The organism is Streptomyces dioscori (assembly GCF_003024195.1).
In the GTDB taxonomy this organism is placed as follows: Bacteria; Actinomycetota; Actinomycetes; order Streptomycetales; family Streptomycetaceae; genus Streptomyces; species Streptomyces dioscori.
The window spans coordinates 585,873-603,262 of sequence record NZ_KZ679040.1; the positions used below are offsets into that span (position 1 = coordinate 585,873).

Below are 17,390 nucleotides of genomic sequence, written 5' to 3' on the forward strand. Positions count from 1 at the left end.
GGCCCCTGAGCCCCTCAGGGGCGCGGGGAACTGCGCAATGGGGGAGAGGGGCGCAGCCCCATGCAGTGACGGGAAGGGTAGGGGCGGCGGGGGCGAGAAAAAGGCCCCCTCAGCCCACCGGTGTGGACTCCCGCGGCTCCGCGGCCCGTTCGGCGGCCCGCCCTCCGGGCAGAATCCGAGCCAACCACCCCGACCGCCCCGCGGCCAACGGCCCCAGCACGGCCAGCACGAGCACATACCCGGCGATGAACGGCGACAACCGCTCATCAAGCCCCGCCACCGCGGCCATGGTCGCGAGAATGAGCGCGAACTCCCCCCGAGCAAGCAGGGTGGTGGAGATGTTCGCAGCGGGCCCGGGCCCGAACCCGTAGATCCGCGCAGCCCCCAACCCCGCCAGCACATTCATCACCAGCGTCACGGCGACAGCCGCCAGCACCGGCCACAGCACGGTGGGCAGATCCCCCGGGTCGATGGACAGCCCGAACGCGAAGAAGAACATCGCCCCGAAGGCGTCCCGCAGCGGATGCACCAGCTTGAGGATCCGCGGCCCCGACGTCGTACTGCCGAGCATCAGACCGACCATGAACGCCCCGATCGCGTCCGCCACCCCGAACCACTCCGAGACCCCGGCCATGAACACGGCCGCACCGAGGAAGGAGATGACGAGCAACTCGTCGTCCCTGGTGTCGAAGAGGCGGCTCACGATCCGCGTGCCGAAGCGCGCGGCGAGCGCCAGCAGCAGCAGGAAGGCGAAGGCCTTGCCGCCGTCCAGGACGGCCGAGCCGAGCGAGTCGGCGCCGGACAGGATGGGCTGGAGGGCCGCCAGGTAGAGGGCGAGGAAGATGTCCTCGACGACGATGATGCCGAGGATCGGCTTGGTCTCGGCGTTGCCGAGCCGCCCCGTGTCGACCAGCACCTTCGTGACGATCGCCGACGAGGAGATGCCGAGCACACCGGCGAGCACCAGGGCCTCGGACGTACCCCAGCCGAGGGCGAAGCCGAAGCCCAGACCCGCGCCGACGTTCAGGGCGAGATAGGTCCCTCCGGAGAGCGCCATCCGGCGCCCGCCCGCCTTGAGGTCGTCCATGTGGAATTCGAGGCCGAGGTAGAAGAGGAGCAGGACCAGGCCGAGCGCGGAGAGCATCTCCATCTCGTGCGGGTCGGAGACGAGCACGAAGCCGGGTGTGTGAGGGCCGAGGAGTATTCCGGCCAGGATGAAGAGGGGGATGGTGGGGAGCCCGATCCGGGCACCTACGCGGGCGAGAACGGCGGCGGCCAGAAAGGCGCCGCCCATGGCGATCAGAAGCTCTGCGTGTCCGATGGGCCCGTTCCTCCTTGGTCGAGGGGGTGGTCGGCTGAGTAAGAACAAGTGGGTCAAGAGAACGTCAAGAAAGCGTCAGTACTTAGTTTACCAAACGATTAAGGAGTGACGGCGAACCGACAGGGGTGGGCTTCTCCCCACCACTGACGGTTGGGACAACTGGTTGCGGCGCCACGGGGCACACTCGACGCATGACCGACAACGAGCCCCGCCCGCTGCTGACTCTCACCGAGGTCGAGGCCCTGGCGCGTAACGCGCACGCCGCCCATACGGACAAGGCGGGCCGCCCGTACGCCGAGCATCTGCGGGCGGTGGCCGAGGGGGTCCGCGCCCGCGGGGGCGACGAGGACCAGATCGCCGCGGCCTGGCTGCACGACTCCGTGGAGGACGACGCGCTCTCCGAAGGCTGGCTGCGCGAGGCCGCGCTCTCCGCCCGTACGAAGGCCATCGTGCTGGCCGTCACCAAACGCCCGGACGAGCCCCCGCAGGCCTACGCCACCCGCATCCTGGCCACCCCGGGAGCGCTCCTGGTGAAGCAATCGGACCTGGCCCACAACGCAGACCCGCAGCGACTGTCGGCGCTGGCCCCCGAGACCCGCAAGCGCCTGACAGAGAAGTACAAGAACATGCACGAACTCCTGGGCCTACAAAACCCGAAGCGCCCCTGAGACGCCCCCGCAGGGGCACCCAAGGGGCGCGAGGAACTGCGCGCCGAGCCACGACGGACCCGCAGAATGCTTCTCAGGGGCGCGGGGAACTGCGCGCCCAGCCACGACGGACCCGCAGAATGCCTTTCAGGGGCGCGGGGAACTGCGCGCCCGGCCACGACGGACCCGCAGAATGCTTCTCAGGGGCGCGGGGAACTGCGCGGCCAGCCACAACGGCCCCGCAGACACCCCACTACCGCGAGCGCACAAGCGCACACGCCCGGAGGGTCAAGCCGTCAGGACTTGGCCCGCTCACGAGCGAGCTCCGTCGCATCCCGCCGAAACGCCCACTCCATCTTCGGCTCCATCGCGAAGCGGAACACCCGCTGCACCACAGGCGTGCACAACGCGGTGATGACCGCCGCGGCGAAGACGGACACGAACACCTCGCCGACCGGATGGCTCAGCCAGGCGTAGTCGTCGTACCAGCCCCAGAAGCGGGACCCCTTGGCGAGGAAGCCGTGCAGCAGATAGCCGTACAGTGTGCCCGCGCCGAGCACCGTGAACCACATCTTGCGCCGCGGCACCCACGCGAAGAAGCACGACGTGAGCACCATGGAGCAGCCGAACATCGCAAGTGTCATCACGACACCGGCCCACCAGGGCGCACCCAGCTCCTGGGCACTGTCACGGTGGTAGAACCACGCCGAGTTCATCCGCGGCCCCGCCCAGTACGCGAAGGCCAGCGTGAGCGCGAGCACCGGCACGGACAGGATCCGGACCTCGCGGCGCCGCATGATCTGGAAGTGCTCGGGCTTCATGAACAGGCCCACGACGAAGAACGGCAGGAACTGCAGGACCCGTTGCAGGTCCAGGTCGTCGCCGATGTCGGGGGAGACGGAGGCGAGGACGGCGATGGCGAGAGCCAGCGGCACGGGCCAGCGCACGACCTTCCACAGCGGGACGGTCATCCGCCACACGAACAGCGCGACCAGGAACCAGGTGAGATACCAGGGGTCCAGCAGACTGATCGGATGGCTCGGATCGTCGTCGGCCCACCTCTTGAAGAGGGAGTACGCCACCTCGAAGAGGACGTACGGCACGACGACACCCGTGATCAGCCGGCGCAGCCGGTCCGGGCGCATGTCGAAACTGCGGGAGAAGTAGCCGGAGATGATGATGAACGCCGGCATGTGGAAGGTGTAGACGACCATGTAGAGCGCCTCGGCGGCGCGGCTGTGGTCGGTCAGCGGTTCCCAGGCGTGGCCCATCGCGACGAAGACGATCGCGAGGTACTTGGCGTTGTCGAAGAACGCGTCACGCTGTTTGGCGGGTCTGACCTCCGGCGCGGCGGCGGCGCCCGCGTGCGGTGTTCCTGATGGTCGCGGACTCGGTACTCCGGGGGCCGGTGACTGCGCCGGTGGGAGTGGAGCCCTCTGTTGGCCGTGCGGACGGAGCGAGTTCGTCACAGACCCTCCCACCAGGAGCCGGGGGAGACGATCCGCGACCTCGCCGCACATGCGGGGGACGAGGCGGCGTAGGACATCTGAAGCACCCTAGCGTTGTCCGTGGGATTCCGTAAAACCCCTGAGTCGAATCCTGCTTATCGTCCCTCGGGTACCCCGGATTTGGTGAAGTTGACATGCCAATCACTATGGCGGTCGCCACATTCGGCATGGGTGTTACGTCATGATTCATCATGACTAAACATCGCATACCACCCGCGGGCGACTCTGGTGGAATGTCCGATCGAGTCGGCTTTAGTGCCCTGTTAGTGACCCGCCCGGCAGGGGGCGCGTGTGCCCGTGCCAACAATTCGAATTACCTGCGAACAGGTTGTGTGCACAGGTGTGTGGACATGGAAACGATCTTTCTGAATTTCACGTGTGAGGGATACCTCGAATTGCCGTGCGGGGCCTGGCCGTTCACGTCGGTGACCGATGGATGCCTCACCCGCCGCATACGGCGGCCCTGTTGGTGGCACGATGGTTCTGGCGGGGGTGTGCGGGGTTGCACCTCCGGGCCGGGAGAGCGGACCGACCGTAGGGTGTGATCAGTTGTGGCCATTTCGCTGTCAGTGGTGCTGCTGTTGGCGATCGTCCTGGTGGTGTTGATACGGGGCGGATCGATCAAGGCGGGGCCGGCGGTAGTCGCCGTGCTCTTCGGCTTCTTCCTTGCCTCCACGGGCATGGCGGACGACATCCAGCGCTTCCTCAACTCGATAGCGGAGACCATCAACTCGATCCAGTTCTGAGCGGGTGCACGGGCCCGGCGATCCATGGGCGCGCGGTGCGGGAGCGGACGGGACGGGAACGCCCGGACCCGTTGCCCGGCGGAGTCCGCGCACGGCCGGCCCGCCGACGACCCCGGAATCGGCACTTCGTCTTCGCTACTGCCACCGCTGCTGCCATCGCTTCCGCCGCCGCTTCTGTCGCCGCGACGGCAGCGGTCGTGCTCGCGCCCCGCATCGGAGGGCCCGGCGCCCGGCATGCGAACACCCGCCCCTCGTAAGCCCCTTACGCCCCCCTGCGGGGTCATGGGGCGCGCGGTGAGGGCGCGAGCGAACCCAGCCAGAGCGAAGGAGCGCGCCGACGTGGACGACCTGGACGGGACGGACGAGCTGCGCGGGACGGACTGGACGGGCGTTCCGGACGGCCCGAACGAGCTGGGCGGGGCGGCCGCCTGGCGGTTGCGTGAGAGCTGGCAGAGCCCGATCGGGACCCTCCGATGGGACCGCCTCGGGCCGCGGAACGGCCCACCGGTGGTGCTGCTGCACGGCACCCCGTTCTCGTCGTACGTATGGCACGAGATCGCCCCGGCGCTGGCCGCCGAGGGACACCGCGTCCATGTCTGGGACATGCCGGGCTACGGCGCCTCCGCGAAGAGCGAAGGGCAGGACGTCTCACTGAAGGCGCAGGGAGAGGTGTTCGCCGGACTCCTCGACCTCTGGGGGCTCACGAGCCCCTCGGTGATCGCGCACGACTTCGGAGGCTGCGTCTCCCTGCGCGCGCATCTGCTCCACGGGGCCGGCTACCGGCGTCTCGCCCTGGTCGACCCGGTCGCGCTGGCGCCCTGGGGCTCACCCTTCTTCCGCCTGGTCGCCGCGCACGCCGACGTCTTCGGACAACTCCCGCCCGCGTTGCACGAGGCCCTGGTCCGTGAGTACGTCGGCTCCGCGAGCCACCGCGGGCTGCGGCCCGACATCCTGGCCGCACTGGTCTCCCCCTGGACGGGTGAGACAGGGCAGGCGGCCTTCTACCGCCAGATCGCCCAGGCCGACCAGGCCCACACCGACGAGATCCAGGCCCTGTACGCCTCGATGGATCTGCCCGTCACCGTCTGCTGGGGCGAGCAGGACACCTGGATCCCACCCGCCAAGGGAGAGGAACTGGCCACTCTGATCCCCGGCGCACGCCTGCGCACGATCCCGGCCGCCGGCCATCTCGTACCCCTGGACGCCCCGGCCCGGCTCCTCGCGGCGCTGTTCACGTTCCTCACCGACTGACCGGCGCCCGACCGCGCCCGGAAACACGTAAGGGCCAGGCAGAGGATGTGATCTCTGACCTGGCCCTACGTCATCTGGAGCGGGCGACGGGAATCGAACCCGCGTAGCTAGTTTGGAAGACTAGTGCTCTACCATTGAGCTACGCCCGCACAGCATGCACCGCAGGTCAGTGACCCGCGGCACTGAAGCATCGTAGCGGGTCGCACCCCTTCGCCGCACACCCCGTTCCGGTGGGCGGCGACGCCCCCGGAAATGCGGGCGTGGCACGGTCCGCGGGCATGTACCCTACGTGTCGCACCAGACGGGGTGTGGCGCAGCTTGGTAGCGCGTCCGCTTTGGGAGCGGAAGGCCGTGGGTTCAAATCCCGCCACCCCGACCACCGTGCCGGACCACCGGCGAGATCACCTTTTTTGGGGCGTGTACCGGCTGCGGCTAGTATGCAAACTGCGCGCCCGTGTGTCTGCATTTTTACGTCCCTCAAGGGCCGCCAGTCCGCTGAGGCTCCGCCGTATCCGGCGGTGACCGTCAGTAGAACCCAAAGAAGTCAGCCCCCAAGGAGACCGAACCGTGAAGAGCGCCGTGGAGACCCTGAACCCGACCCGGGTTCGGCTCAGCATCGAGGTGCCCTTCGAGGAGCTCAAGGACAGCCTCGACGCGGCGTACAAGAAGATCAACCAGCAGGTCACGGTGAAGGGGTTCCGGAAGGGCAAGATTCCGGCTCGTGTCATCGACCAGCGGTTCGGCCGCGGTGCGGTTCTTGAGGAAGCGGTCAACGACGCGCTTCCGAAGTTCTACACCGAAGCGGTCAACGAAGCCGAGCTGAACGTCCTCGGCCAGCCCGAGGTCGACATCACGGAGCTGAAGGACGGCGAGACGCTGAACTTCACCGCCGAGGTCGACGTGCGCCCGACGATCGAGATCCCGGACTACTCCGGCATCGAGGTCGAGGTCGACGCCGTCGAGGTCGGCGAGGAGGACATCGACAAGGCCGTCGAGGAGCTGCGTGAGCGCTTCGCCTCGACCGCTCCCGTCGAGCGTGCCGCCGAGGACGGTGACGTCGTCACCCTCGACCTGGAGGCCAAGGTCGACGGCGAGGTCCTGGAGGACGGCGTCGCGAGCGGCGTCTCCTACACCATCGGCTCCGGTGAGCTGCTGGACGGCATCGACGACGCCGTGAAGGGCCTGGAGGCCGGTGGCGAGGCCACCTTCGCCTCCGAGCTCAAGGGCGGCTCGGCGGCCGGCAAGGAGTCCGAGGTCACCGTCAAGGTCAGCCAGGTCGCCAAGCGCGAGCTGCCCGAGCTGGACGACGACTTCGCGCAGCTCGCGTCGGAGTTCGACACCCTCGAAGAGCTGCGCGCCGACAGCCGCAAGCGCCTTGAGAACATGAAGCAGTACGACCAGGCCACGCAGGCCCAGGAGCGAGTCCTGGAGAAGCTGCTCGAACTGGTCGAGGTGCCCGTCCCCGAGAAGCTTCTTGAGGACGAGATCAACACCCGCAAGCACAACCTGGAGCACCACCAGCTCGGCCAGATGGGCCTCGACCTCGAAAAGTACCTGGAGATCCAGGGCAAGACGGCCGAGGAGTTCGACGCCGAGACCAAGGAAGCGGCGGTCAAGGGCATCAAGACGCAGTTCGTCCTGGACGAGCTCGTCAACAAGGAGAAGCTGAACGTCAACCAGGAGGAGCTCACCGAGCACCTCATGCGGCGCGCGGCCTCTTCGAATATGTCTCCTGACCAGTTCGCCCAGGCGGTCGTCGAAGGTGGCCAGGTCCCGATGCTGGTCGGCGAGGTCGCCCGCGGCAAGGCTCTTGCCGTGGTCGTCGAGGCCGCCACCGTCAAGGACACGAACGGCGAGGTCGTCGACCTCGACGACGACGAGGACGAGGACGAGACCTCCACGGAGGCCTCTGCCGAGTCCTCTGCTGAGGGCTCGACCGAGGAGTCCCCCGAGGCCGCCCCGGCCCCGGAGAAGACCGAGGCCTGACCGCCTCGCAGTACGCGGCCACGGGCCCCCAGGACGATTCCTGGGGGCCCGCAGCCCTCTCCTGAGGCCCGCAGCCGCCCCTGGGGCCCGCAGGGCCTTCCAGGGGCGCGGGGAACGGCGCGGCTCGCCCCCACCGGGGCCGCAGTCGCGTGTGCCTCCTGGGGGACGTTGGCGGGTGCGGTGTGTGGTGGGTTGCTCGCGCAGTTCCTCGCGCCCCGGAAGGGCCCCTGCGGGCCCGGCCCCCTCGGGGGCGCGGGGAACGGCGCGGCTCGCCCCCACCGGGGCCGCAGTCGCGTGTGCCTCCTGGGGGACGTTGGCGGGTGCGGTGTGTGGTGGGTTGCTCGCGCCGTTCCCCGCGCCCCTGGAAGGGCCCTGCGGGCCCGGCCCCTTCAGGGGCGCGGGGAACTGCGCGGCCCGCCCCCGCCGGCCCGCAGTCGCGTCTGCCCCCTGGGGGCATTGGCGGGTGCGGCCAGCGGCGGGGTGCCCGCGCCCCCGAGGCGGGAGGGGGCTCAGCCCGGTGTAATCCCTGCTGAACCCAGCGGAGCGCATGCGCTCACAGCGAACAGTTCCTTCTGCGGGATTCCCCGGAGGGACCCGCGCGTTAGGGTCCATGAGTACGAGGGCAGGGGAGTCCCCGGAGCCGTCCGACACGGCACGCACACGGGGTCCCACGCCCCCAGCAGAAGACGTGTAGACGGCCCGGCGCCGTCGTAAGACGAGCAGGTGGATACGTGACGAATCTGATGCCCACAGCCGCCGGCGACCCCATCGGTGGTGGCCTCGGCGACCAGGTCTACAACCGGCTGCTCGGCGAGCGGATCATCTTCCTCGGCCAGGCGGTCGACGACGACATCGCCAACAAGATCACCGCACAGTTGCTGCTCCTTGCCTCCGACCCGGAGAAGGACATCTACCTCTACATCAACAGCCCCGGCGGCTCGATCACCGCCGGCATGGCGATCTACGACACCATGCAGTACATCAAGAACGATGTGGTGACGATCGCGATGGGCATGGCGGCCTCCATGGGCCAGTTCCTGCTGAGCGCGGGCACTCCGGGCAAGCGCTTCGCGCTGCCGAACGCGGAGATCCTGATCCACCAGCCCTCGGCCGGTCTCGCCGGTTCCGCGTCGGACATCAAGATCCACGCCGAGCGGCTGCTGCACACCAAGAAGCGGATGGCGGAGCTGACCTCGTTCCACACCGGCCAGACGGTGGAGCAGGTCACCCGCGACTCGGACCGGGACCGCTGGTTCGACCCGATCGAGGCCAAGGAGTACGGCCTCATCGACGACATCATGCCCACCGCTGCCGGAATGCCGGGCGGCGGCGGTACCGGAGCGGCATAGGGCGCCCAGCGCCGACCGGGCGCCGGCGCAAGCCGGCGCCGCGCCGCTCCGAGAGACCCCAGCCGACCGCCTCAGCCCTTATCAGGCTCTTCAGGAGACACAGTGAACGACTTCCCCGGCAGCGGACTGTACGACCGCGCGCAGGCCGAGTACACGGGTCCTCGCGCGGAGTCCCGCTACGTCATCCCGCGCTTCGTCGAGCGCACCTCGCAGGGCGTGCGTGAGTACGACCCGTACGCGAAGCTGTTCGAGGAGCGCGTCATCTTCCTCGGCGTGCAGATCGACGACGCCTCCGCCAACGACGTCATGGCGCAGCTGCTGTGCCTGGAGTCGATGGACCCCGACCGTGACATCTCGGTCTACATCAACAGCCCCGGTGGCTCCTTCACGGCGCTCACCGCGATCTACGACACGATGCAGTTCGTGAAGCCGGACGTCCAGACTGTTTGCATGGGTCAGGCCGCCTCCGCCGCCGCGATCCTCCTGGCGGCCGGTACGCCGGGCAAGCGCATGGCACTTCCGAACGCGCGCGTGCTGATCCACCAGCCCTACAGCGAGACCGGCCGCGGTCAGGTCTCGGACCTTGAGATCGCCGCCAACGAGATCCTCCGGATGCGCGGTCAGCTGGAAGACATGCTGGCCAAGCACTCGACGACGCCGATCGAGAAGATCCGCGAGGACATCGAGCGCGACAAGATCCTCACGGCCGAGGACGCCCTCGCGTACGGCCTGATCGACCAGATCATCTCGACCCGGAAGATGAACAACGCCGCGGTCGCGTGACGTATCGCTGTATCGTCTGCCGCTCCTTGACGCGGTTCACGACAAAGTGAACCGCGCCAAGGGGGGCCCGAACGGGGGGCTCGGCAAGGTACCGTCGGACATAAGGCAGCACCAGGAGCCGCTGGACCTAGGCGTCTCCCAGGCGAAGGGGAAGCACACCGTGGCACGCATCGGTGACGGCGGCGATCTGCTCAAGTGCTCGTTCTGTGGCAAGAGCCAGAAGCAGGTCAAGAAGCTCATCGCAGGCCCTGGTGTGTACATCTGCGACGAGTGCATCGATCTCTGCAACGAGATCATCGAGGAAGAGCTCGCGGAGACGAGCGAGGTGCGCTGGGAGGAACTTCCCAAACCTCGCGAGATCTACGAGTTCCTTGAGGGTTACGTCGTAGGCCAGGAGTCCGCCAAGAAGGCCCTCTCGGTCGCGGTGTACAACCACTACAAGCGGGTCCAGGCCGGCGAGAACAGCACCGGTCAGAACCGCGAGGACGCCATCGAGTTGGCGAAGTCCAACATCCTCCTGCTCGGTCCCACGGGCTCGGGCAAGACGCTGCTCGCCCAGACGCTGGCCCGCATGCTGAACGTCCCGTTCGCCATCGCGGACGCGACGGCGCTCACGGAGGCGGGGTACGTCGGCGAGGACGTCGAGAACATCCTGCTGAAGCTGATCCAGGCCGCGGACTACGACGTCAAGAAGGCCGAGACCGGCATCATCTACATCGACGAGATCGACAAGGTCGCCCGTAAGAGCGAGAACCCGTCGATCACGCGCGATGTGTCGGGCGAGGGCGTCCAGCAGGCACTGCTCAAGATCCTGGAGGGCACCACGGCCTCCGTTCCTCCGCAGGGCGGACGCAAGCACCCCCACCAGGAGTTCATCCAGATCGACACGACGAACGTGCTGTTCATCGTGGGCGGTGCCTTCGCGGGTCTGGAGAAGCTCGTCGAGTCCCGTGCGGGTGCCAAGGGCATCGGCTTCGGCGCGACGATCCGCTCCAAGAAGGAACTTGAGGCGAAGGACCGCTTCGAGGACGTCATGCCCGAGGACCTGGTGAAGTTCGGGATGATCCCCGAGTTCATCGGCCGTCTCCCGGTCATCACCTCGGTCCACAACCTCGACCGCGAGGCCCTCCTCCAGATCCTGGTGGAGCCGCGCAACGCCCTCGTGAAGCAGTACCAGCGCCTGTTCGAACTGGACGGCGTGGAGCTGGACTTCGAGCGCGAGGCCCTCGAAGCCATCGCGGACCAGGCCATCCTCCGCCAGACCGGCGCGCGCGGCCTGCGCGCCATCATGGAAGAGGTCCTCCAGGCAGTGATGTACGAGGTCCCGTCCCGCAAGGACGTGGCCCGCGTGGTCATCACCTCGGAGGTCGTCCGCTCGAACGTGAACCCGACCCTGATCCCACGCGACGCGCGGGGCCGGGGACCGGGCGAGCAGAAGACGGCGTAAGCGGGCCCGCACGGACGCGAGTTACGGAGAAGGGCCCCGGTCACCGACCGGGGCCCTTCTCCGTTGCGCGTGTCGTGTCGTCCCGCGTCGCTCAGAGCTTGACGCGGACCTCCTTGCGGAACTTGGCCGTCAGTTCCGCGGCCGCCTGGAGGTCGGCGCCCTTGCCCGCCATGGCGTTGGCCATGTCGATGTTGATGATGACGCCGAGCGTGCTGTGGTCGCCCCAGATACACACCGGCATGCTGATCGAGGACGGGCCGGAGGCCGCGTCACCCGTGGCGTCCTCGTTCGTGATCTTGGTTTCCTGGCACTTCAGGACCGCGCCGTCGAGGCCGCTGGGCGAGTAGCTCTTGGGGCTGCCGACGACCTCGCCCTCGTCCGCGCCGTCCTTCTCGGAGCCTTCCTTCATGTCGACGAACATGGCGTCGACGACCTTCTCCGGGTCGTCGATCTCGCCGTACACGCCCATGAACTGGATCATCTGCAGGGCGAGCGGGTTGTTCTCGTCCCCGGCCTGGTACCCCGCGTTGACGTCCTTGGCGCCCTGGACGCCGTGCTTCTCGGCCTTCTTGATGTCGCTCTCGTCGAAGCCGCCGCTGTCGGCCTCTTTGCTCTTCTTGTACTCGGTGAGCACCGTCGCCGGAGTTGTCAGCTTGTGGGGGCCGTCGTCCGTGACGTCCGCCGAGGCGCCGCCGCTGCCGCCGATGATGAAGTACGCGCCCACCGCGATCGCGGCCACGACCGCCACCGCGCCGACGATCAGGCCCGTCTTCTTCTTGCCGCCGCCGGGGGGCGGGGGCACCGGGGCGCCGTACGGCGGCTGCTGGCCGTAGCCGGGCTGCTGCGGCGGGACGCCGGGAGGGGCCTGCTGGGGGTACCCGTAGCCAGGCTGCTGCGGGGGAGCCTGCTGCGGGTAGCCGTAGCCGGGCTGGGGGGCCTGCGGCTGCTGGCCGTAAGGACCCGGCTGACCGTACGGTCCGGGCTGCTGCGGCTGCCCGCCGTACGGGCCCGGCTGGTTGTAGCTCATTCTGGGTTCCCCTCCAGATGCTTATGTGTTCCGAACATCCTCACTCAAGGCGGGGACGGCCGAAGCGCCGGGGGCCGCACCGTTACCAATTAATCGAGTTTCGGAGCAAGCCTGTGACACCTCTAAACTGATGGCGTGACCGACAACGCTCAGCAGCAGCAGCCGCCAGCCAACACCCCCGAACTGCCGACCCAGTACGCGCCGGCCGAGGTAGAGGGGAAGCTGTACGAGCGCTGGGTCGAACGGGGTTACTTCGCCGCCGACGCGAACAGCGACAAGCCGCCGTACACCATCGTCATTCCGCCGCCGAACGTCACCGGGTCCCTGCACCTGGGGCATGCCTTCCAGCACACGCTGATGGACGCGCTGACCAGGCGCAAGCGCATGCAGGGGTACGAGGCGCTGTGGCTGCCCGGTATGGACCACGCCGGTATCGCCACGCAGAACAAGGTCGAGCAGCAGCTCGCCGAGGAGGGCAAGTCGCGGCAGGACCTCGGGCGCGAGGAGTTCGTCGAGCGCGTCTGGCAGTGGAAAGAGGAGTACGGCGGCAAGATCCTGGGCCAGATGCGCCGGCTCGGGGACGGTGTCGACTGGGACCGTGAGCGGTTCACCATGGACGAAGGGCTGTCCAAGGCCGTCCAGACCATCTTCAAGAAGCTGTACGACGACGAGCTGATCTACCGCGCCGAGCGCATCATCAACTGGTGTCCCCGCTGTCTGACGGCCATCTCCGACATCGAGGTGAGCTACCAGGAGGACGACGGCGAGCTCGTCTCCATCACGTACGGCGAGGGCGACGAGACCCTCGTCGTCGCCACCACGCGCGCCGAGACCATGCTCGGTGACACCGCTGTCGCCGTCCACCCCGACGACGAGCGCTACCGCCACCTCGTCGGCAAGCGCATCAAGCTCCCGCTGACCGACCGCACCATCCCGGTCGTCGCGGACAGCCACGTCGACCCCGAGTTCGGCACGGGTGCCGTCAAGGTCACCCCCGCCCACGACCCGAACGACTTCGCCATCGGGCAGCGTCACGGCCTGGAGTCGCTCACGATCATGGACGAGCGGGCGGTCATCACCGTCCACGGCCCCTTCGAGGGACTCGACCGCTACGAGGCCCGTTCCGCCGTCGTCGGCGCGCTGCGCTCGCAGGGCCGGATCGTCGCCGAGAAGCGTCCCTACGTCCACAGCGTCGGGCACTGCTCGCGCTGCAGCACCACCATCGAGCCGCGGCAGTCCCTGCAGTGGTGGGTCAAGGTCGGCCCGCTCGCGCAGGCCGCCGGTGACGCGGTCCGCGACGGCCGGGTGAAGATCCACCCCGAGGACATGTCGAAGCGGTACTTCGACTGGGTCGACAACCTCAACGACTGGAACATCTCGCGCCAGCTGTGGTGGGGCCACCGCATCCCCATCTGGTACGGCCCGAACGGCGAGACGGTCTGCGTCGGCCCCGACGAGCAGCCGCCCGGCACGGAGGCCGAGGGGTGGAGGCAGGACACCGACGTCCTCGACACCTGGTTCTCGTCCGGCCTGTGGCCGTTCTCCACGCTCGGCTGGCCCGAACAGACCCCGGACCTCAAGAAGTTCTATCCGACCGACGTCCTGCTCACCGGCCACGACATCATCTTCTTCTGGGTCGCCCGGATGATGATGTTCGGTCTGTACGCGATGGACGGCGAGGTCCCCTTCAAGACCATCGCGCTGACCGGTCTGGTCCGTGACGAGCGCGGCAAGAAGATGTCGAAGTCGTTCGGCAACGTCGTCGACCCGCTCGACTGGATGGACAAGTACGGCTCGGACGCCGTCCGCTTCACGCTGGCGAAGGGCGCCAACCCCGGTACGGACGTGCCGATCGGTGAGGACTGGGTCCAGGCGGCCCGTAACTTCGCCAACAAGATCTGGAACGCGACGCGGTTCGCGCTGATGAACGGCGCGACGGTCGAAGGGCCGCTGCCCGACGCGTCCGCGATGTCGGCGACGGACCGGTGGATCCTGTCCCGCCTCAACGAGACCGTCGCCGAAGTCGACGCGTACTACGAGGACTTCCAGTTCGCGAAGCTCTCCGACGCGCTGTACCACTTCGCGTGGGACGAGGTCTTCGACTGGTACGTCGAGCTGTCGAAGACGACGTTCATGGCGGGCGGGCCCGCGGCCGACGTCAGCAAGCGGGTCCTCGGTGAGGTCCTGGACGTCACGCTGAGGCTGCTGCACCCGGTCGTGCCGTTCGTCACGGAGACGCTGTGGACGACCCTCACGGGCGGTGAGTCCGTCGTGATCGCCGACTGGCCCGCGGACAGCGGCTTCCGGGACGCGGGTGCGGAGCGGGAGATCGAGGCGCTGCAGCAGGTCATCACGGAGGTCCGCCGCTTCCGTGCCGACCAGGGGCTGCAGCCGGGGCAGCGGGTGCCGGCGCGGCTGAGCCTCGACGGGACCGCGTTCGCTCCGCACGAGGCCGCGATCCGGCAGCTGCTCCGGCTGCAGCCGGAGGGTGATGCCTTCGCGGCCACCGCGACGCTGCCGGTCGCCGGCGCCACGGTCGCGCTCGATCTGTCCGGGACGATCGATGTGGCTGCTGAGCGGAAGCGGCTTGCCAAGGATCTGGCCGCGGCGGAGAAGGAGAAGGCCGCGGCTCACGGCAAGCTCGGCAATGAGGCGTTTCTTGCCAAGGCGCCGGATCAGGTCGTGGACAAGATTCGGGGGCGGCTTGCGAAGGCCGAGGAGGACATCTTGCGGCTTTCGGCTCAGCTGGACGCGTTGCCGCAGACGTAGGTGTTTTTGAGGGCCCCGGGACCTTGATGGTTCCGGGGCCCTCGTGCGTTCGTCTTCGGCTGCGGGCCGGTGGGGGCCGGTCGCGCAGTTCCCCGCGCCCCTGAGAAGGGCTGCGCCCTTCCCGAGAGCGAGGTGCGTTCGTCGGCTGCGGGCCGGTGAGGGCTCGTCGCGCAGTTCCCCGCGCCCCTGAAAGGCCGGGGCGCGGGCTCCGTAGACTGGGGGTGTGAGTGAGATTTCGCAGGACAGCAGTGGGTCCGATCCGTTCGATGCCATCGTCGAGGCCGAGACGGAGCGTGATCCCGATCTCGCCGTGATCGAGGCCGGCAGTCGCACCCTGCGTACGCAGGGCCCGGCGCCGCAGTCCGACATTCCCGCGCGCCCGGACGACCCGGAGGCCGACAAGGCGCTGCGCCAGGTCGAGACCGAGCTGGCCACGCGATGGGGCGAGACCAAGCTGGAGCCGTCCGTGGCCCGGATCTCCGCGCTCATGGACGTGCTGGGCGAGCCGCAGCGCGCGTACCCCTCGATCCACATCACGGGGACCAACGGCAAGACGTCCACCGCCCGCATGATCGAGGCCCTGCTCGGCGCCTTCGAACTGCGCACCGGTCGGTACACCTCGCCGCACGTCCAGTCGATCACCGAGCGGATCAGCCTGGACGGGGCGGCGATCCCGGCCGAGCGGTTCGTGGAGACGTACGAAGACATCAAGCCGTACGTCGAGATGGTCGACGCGGCCCAGGAGTACCGACTCTCCTTCTTCGAGGTGCTCACGGGCATGGCGTACGCGGCCTTCGCGGACGCGCCCGTCGACGTGGCCGTCGTGGAGGTCGGGATGGGCGGCAGCTGGGACGCCACCAACGTCATCGACGGGGATGTCGCCGTGGTGACCCCCATCGACCTCGACCACACCGACCGGCTCGGGAACACCCCGGGGGAGATCGCCAAGGAGAAGGCCGGGATCGTCAAGCAGGGCGCGACGGTCATCCTGGCCCAGCAGCCCGTCGACGCGGCGCAGGTCCTGCTCAAGAAGGCCGTCGAGGTCGACGCCACCGTGGCCCGTGAAGGGCTTGAGTTCGGTGTGATCAGCCGGCAGGTCGCGGTCGGCGGGCAGCTGCTGACGCTGCGCGGTCTCGGCGGGGAGTACGAGGCGGTGTACATCCCGCTGCACGGGGCGTACCAGGCGCACAACGCGGCCGTGGCGCTCGCCGCCGTGGAGGCGTTCTTCGGCGTCGGGTCCCAGCGGCCCGAGGCGCTCGACATCGACACCGTCCGCAAGGCCTTCGCGTCGGTCACCTCGCCCGGACGGCTTGAGGTCGTACGCAAGTCGCCGACCGTCGTACTGGACGCCGCGCACAACCCGGCGGGCGCCCGCGCCACCGCCGAGGCGGTCCAGGAGGTCTTCGACTTCAGCCGGCTGATCGGTGTCGTCGGGGCGAGCGGCGACAAGAACGTACGGGGGCTGCTCGAAGCGTTCGAGCCGATCTTCACGGAGGTCGTCGTGACGCAGAACTCCAGCCATCGCGCGATGGACGCGGACGAGCTGGCTGGTATCGCCGTCGAGGTGTTCGGGGACGACCGCGTGCAGGTCGAGCCCCGGCTGGACGACGCGCTGGAGGCCGCGATCACGCTGGCCGAGGAAGAAGCCGAGTACGCGGGCGGCGGCGTCCTCGTGACCGGTTCCGTCATCACGGTCGGCGAGGCCCGGCTGCTGCTGGGAAGGGGCTGAGCTCGCTGTGCGGACGCTCTGTGCTTCGACGCTGATCGGTGAGTTCTTCGTGATCGGGTTCGCCGGGCTCGTGGCGATGAAGGATCCCGATCTGTCCATGGCCACGGTCTGGACGGTGTGCGGGGTCGCGATGGTGCTGTGCCTGCTGTTGTGCGGGGTCATCACGCGGCCGGGGGGTGTGCAGCTGGGCTGGGGGCTGCAGGTGCTGCTGATCGCGAGTGGGTTCGTGGTGCCGGTGATGTTCTTCCTGGGGGCGGTCTTCGCTGCGCTGTGGTGGGCTTCTGTGCACTACGGGCGGAAGGTGGAGGAGGCGAAGGCGCGGTTTGCTGCGCAGGCGGGGGTTGGGGGGTAGTTCGGGGTTCCGTCCTTTCCTCGGGGTTTCCCCGGGCCCCTTTGTCCTCAGGCGCCGGACGGGCTTGATCGCTTCGGGTGCGGGTGCGGGTCCGGTGGGGGCGGGTCGCGCAGTTCCCCGCGCCCCTGGAAGGCGGGGCTGCGCCCCTGCCTTCCGGTGGGTGGGCTGGGGGTTTCGGGTGCGGGTCCGGTGGGGGTTGTTCGCGCCGTTCCCCGCGCCCCTGAGGGCCAACAGCTGGGGCGCAGCCCCGCTTTTGAGGGGCGCGGGGAACTGCGCGGGTCACCCTCACCGGGCCGCGGCGAAGGTGTCTCCCCCGCGTCCCCGAACGGCCCCTTCGGGGACGCAGTCGCGTCTGCCGAGGGTGGTGTGTCGGCGGGTGCGGGCCGTCGTGGCTTGCTCGCGCAGTTCCCCGCGCCCCCGAAAGGCGGGGCGGAGCCCCCCCCAGGACCGGGGGCGGGGGCGGAGCCCCCAGGGA

General features: G+C 68.7%; 13 protein-coding genes and 2 tRNA genes. 11 read left to right on the forward strand and 4 right to left on the reverse strand.

Annotation, left to right across the window (positions count from 1 at the left end; all coding sequences use genetic code 11):
- Positions 1 to 109: 109 nt before the first annotated feature.
- Positions 110 to 1,294, reverse strand: a complete 1,185-nt coding sequence (locus tag C6Y14_RS10500) for a cation:proton antiporter (protein ID WP_107016266.1) — start codon at positions 1,292 to 1,294, stop codon at positions 110 to 112.
- Positions 1,295 to 1,512: 218 nt separating this feature from the next.
- Between C6Y14_RS10500 and C6Y14_RS10505 the strand changes: the two genes are divergently transcribed.
- Positions 1,513 to 1,989, forward strand: a complete 477-nt coding sequence (locus tag C6Y14_RS10505; protein WP_107016267.1) for an HD domain-containing protein — start codon at positions 1,513 to 1,515, stop codon at positions 1,987 to 1,989.
- 275 nt (positions 1,990 to 2,264) lie between these two features.
- Here C6Y14_RS10505 and C6Y14_RS10510 read toward each other — a convergent pair whose 3' ends face one another.
- The gene (locus C6Y14_RS10510; RefSeq protein ID WP_107016268.1) at positions 2,265 to 3,437 is read right to left on the reverse strand and encodes an acyltransferase family protein; all 1,173 of its coding nucleotides are present in this window, start codon (positions 3,435 to 3,437) and stop codon (positions 2,265 to 2,267) included.
- A gap of 590 nt (positions 3,438 to 4,027) precedes the next feature.
- On the opposite strand from C6Y14_RS10510, the gene C6Y14_RS10515 reads away from it, so the two are divergent.
- Together C6Y14_RS10515 and C6Y14_RS10520 are read left to right on the forward strand one after the other, a co-directional pair.
- Positions 4,028 to 4,222, forward strand: coding sequence for a hypothetical protein (locus tag C6Y14_RS10515; RefSeq protein ID WP_107016269.1), 195 nt, complete (start codon positions 4,028 to 4,030; stop codon positions 4,220 to 4,222).
- 435 nt (positions 4,223 to 4,657) lie between these two features.
- A complete protein-coding gene (locus C6Y14_RS10520) occupies positions 4,658 to 5,473 on the forward strand; it encodes an alpha/beta fold hydrolase (protein WP_225891014.1) in 816 nt (271 codons plus the stop codon).
- Between the two features lie 75 nt (positions 5,474 to 5,548).
- Here the strand turns inward: C6Y14_RS10520 and C6Y14_RS10525 are convergent.
- A tRNA-Gly gene (locus C6Y14_RS10525) sits at positions 5,549 to 5,622 on the reverse strand.
- A 153-nt stretch (positions 5,623 to 5,775) separates the two neighbouring features.
- On the opposite strand from C6Y14_RS10525, the gene C6Y14_RS10530 reads away from it, so the two are divergent.
- The 5 genes from C6Y14_RS10530 (at position 5,776) to clpX (ending at position 11,038) form a co-directional block, all read left to right on the forward strand.
- Positions 5,776 to 5,852 (forward strand) — tRNA-Pro (locus C6Y14_RS10530).
- Positions 5,853 to 6,040: 188 nt separating this feature from the next.
- Positions 6,041 to 7,459 carry a trigger factor gene (tig, locus tag C6Y14_RS10535; RefSeq protein WP_107016271.1) on the forward strand — a complete coding sequence of 473 codons (1,419 nt, stop codon included), beginning with the start codon at positions 6,041 to 6,043 and terminating at the stop codon, positions 7,457 to 7,459.
- Positions 7,460 to 8,202: 743 nt separating this feature from the next.
- The gene (locus C6Y14_RS10540; RefSeq protein ID WP_107016456.1) at positions 8,203 to 8,808 is read left to right on the forward strand and encodes an ATP-dependent Clp protease proteolytic subunit; all 606 of its coding nucleotides are present in this window, start codon (positions 8,203 to 8,205) and stop codon (positions 8,806 to 8,808) included.
- Positions 8,809 to 8,910: 102 nt separating this feature from the next.
- On the forward strand, positions 8,911 to 9,591 hold the full coding sequence (locus C6Y14_RS10545) for an ATP-dependent Clp protease proteolytic subunit (RefSeq protein WP_107016272.1): 681 nt from the start codon (positions 8,911 to 8,913) through the stop codon (positions 9,589 to 9,591).
- 160 nt (positions 9,592 to 9,751) lie between these two features.
- On the forward strand, positions 9,752 to 11,038 hold the full coding sequence (gene clpX / locus C6Y14_RS10550; RefSeq protein WP_107016457.1) for an ATP-dependent Clp protease ATP-binding subunit ClpX: 1,287 nt from the start codon (positions 9,752 to 9,754) through the stop codon (positions 11,036 to 11,038).
- A 91-nt stretch (positions 11,039 to 11,129) separates the two neighbouring features.
- Here the strand turns inward: clpX and C6Y14_RS10555 are convergent, their stop codons facing one another.
- Entirely contained in the window at positions 11,130 to 12,065 is a 936-nt protein-coding gene (locus C6Y14_RS10555; RefSeq protein ID WP_107016273.1) for a hypothetical protein, read from the reverse strand.
- 135 nt (positions 12,066 to 12,200) lie between these two features.
- Between C6Y14_RS10555 and C6Y14_RS10560 the strand changes: the two genes are divergently transcribed.
- The 3 genes from C6Y14_RS10560 (at position 12,201) to C6Y14_RS10570 (ending at position 16,915) form a co-directional block, all read left to right on the forward strand.
- Entirely contained in the window at positions 12,201 to 14,834 is a 2,634-nt protein-coding gene (locus C6Y14_RS10560; protein ID WP_107016274.1) for a valine--tRNA ligase, read from the forward strand.
- A gap of 223 nt (positions 14,835 to 15,057) precedes the next feature.
- Positions 15,058 to 16,563 carry a bifunctional tetrahydrofolate synthase/dihydrofolate synthase gene (gene folC, locus C6Y14_RS10565; RefSeq protein WP_199854692.1) on the forward strand — a complete coding sequence of 502 codons (1,506 nt, stop codon included), beginning with the start codon at positions 15,058 to 15,060 and terminating at the stop codon, positions 16,561 to 16,563.
- A 7-nt stretch (positions 16,564 to 16,570) separates the two neighbouring features.
- Entirely contained in the window at positions 16,571 to 16,915 is a 345-nt protein-coding gene (locus tag C6Y14_RS10570; RefSeq protein WP_107016275.1) for a DUF4233 domain-containing protein, read from the forward strand.
- Positions 16,916 to 17,390 lie beyond the last annotated feature (475 nt).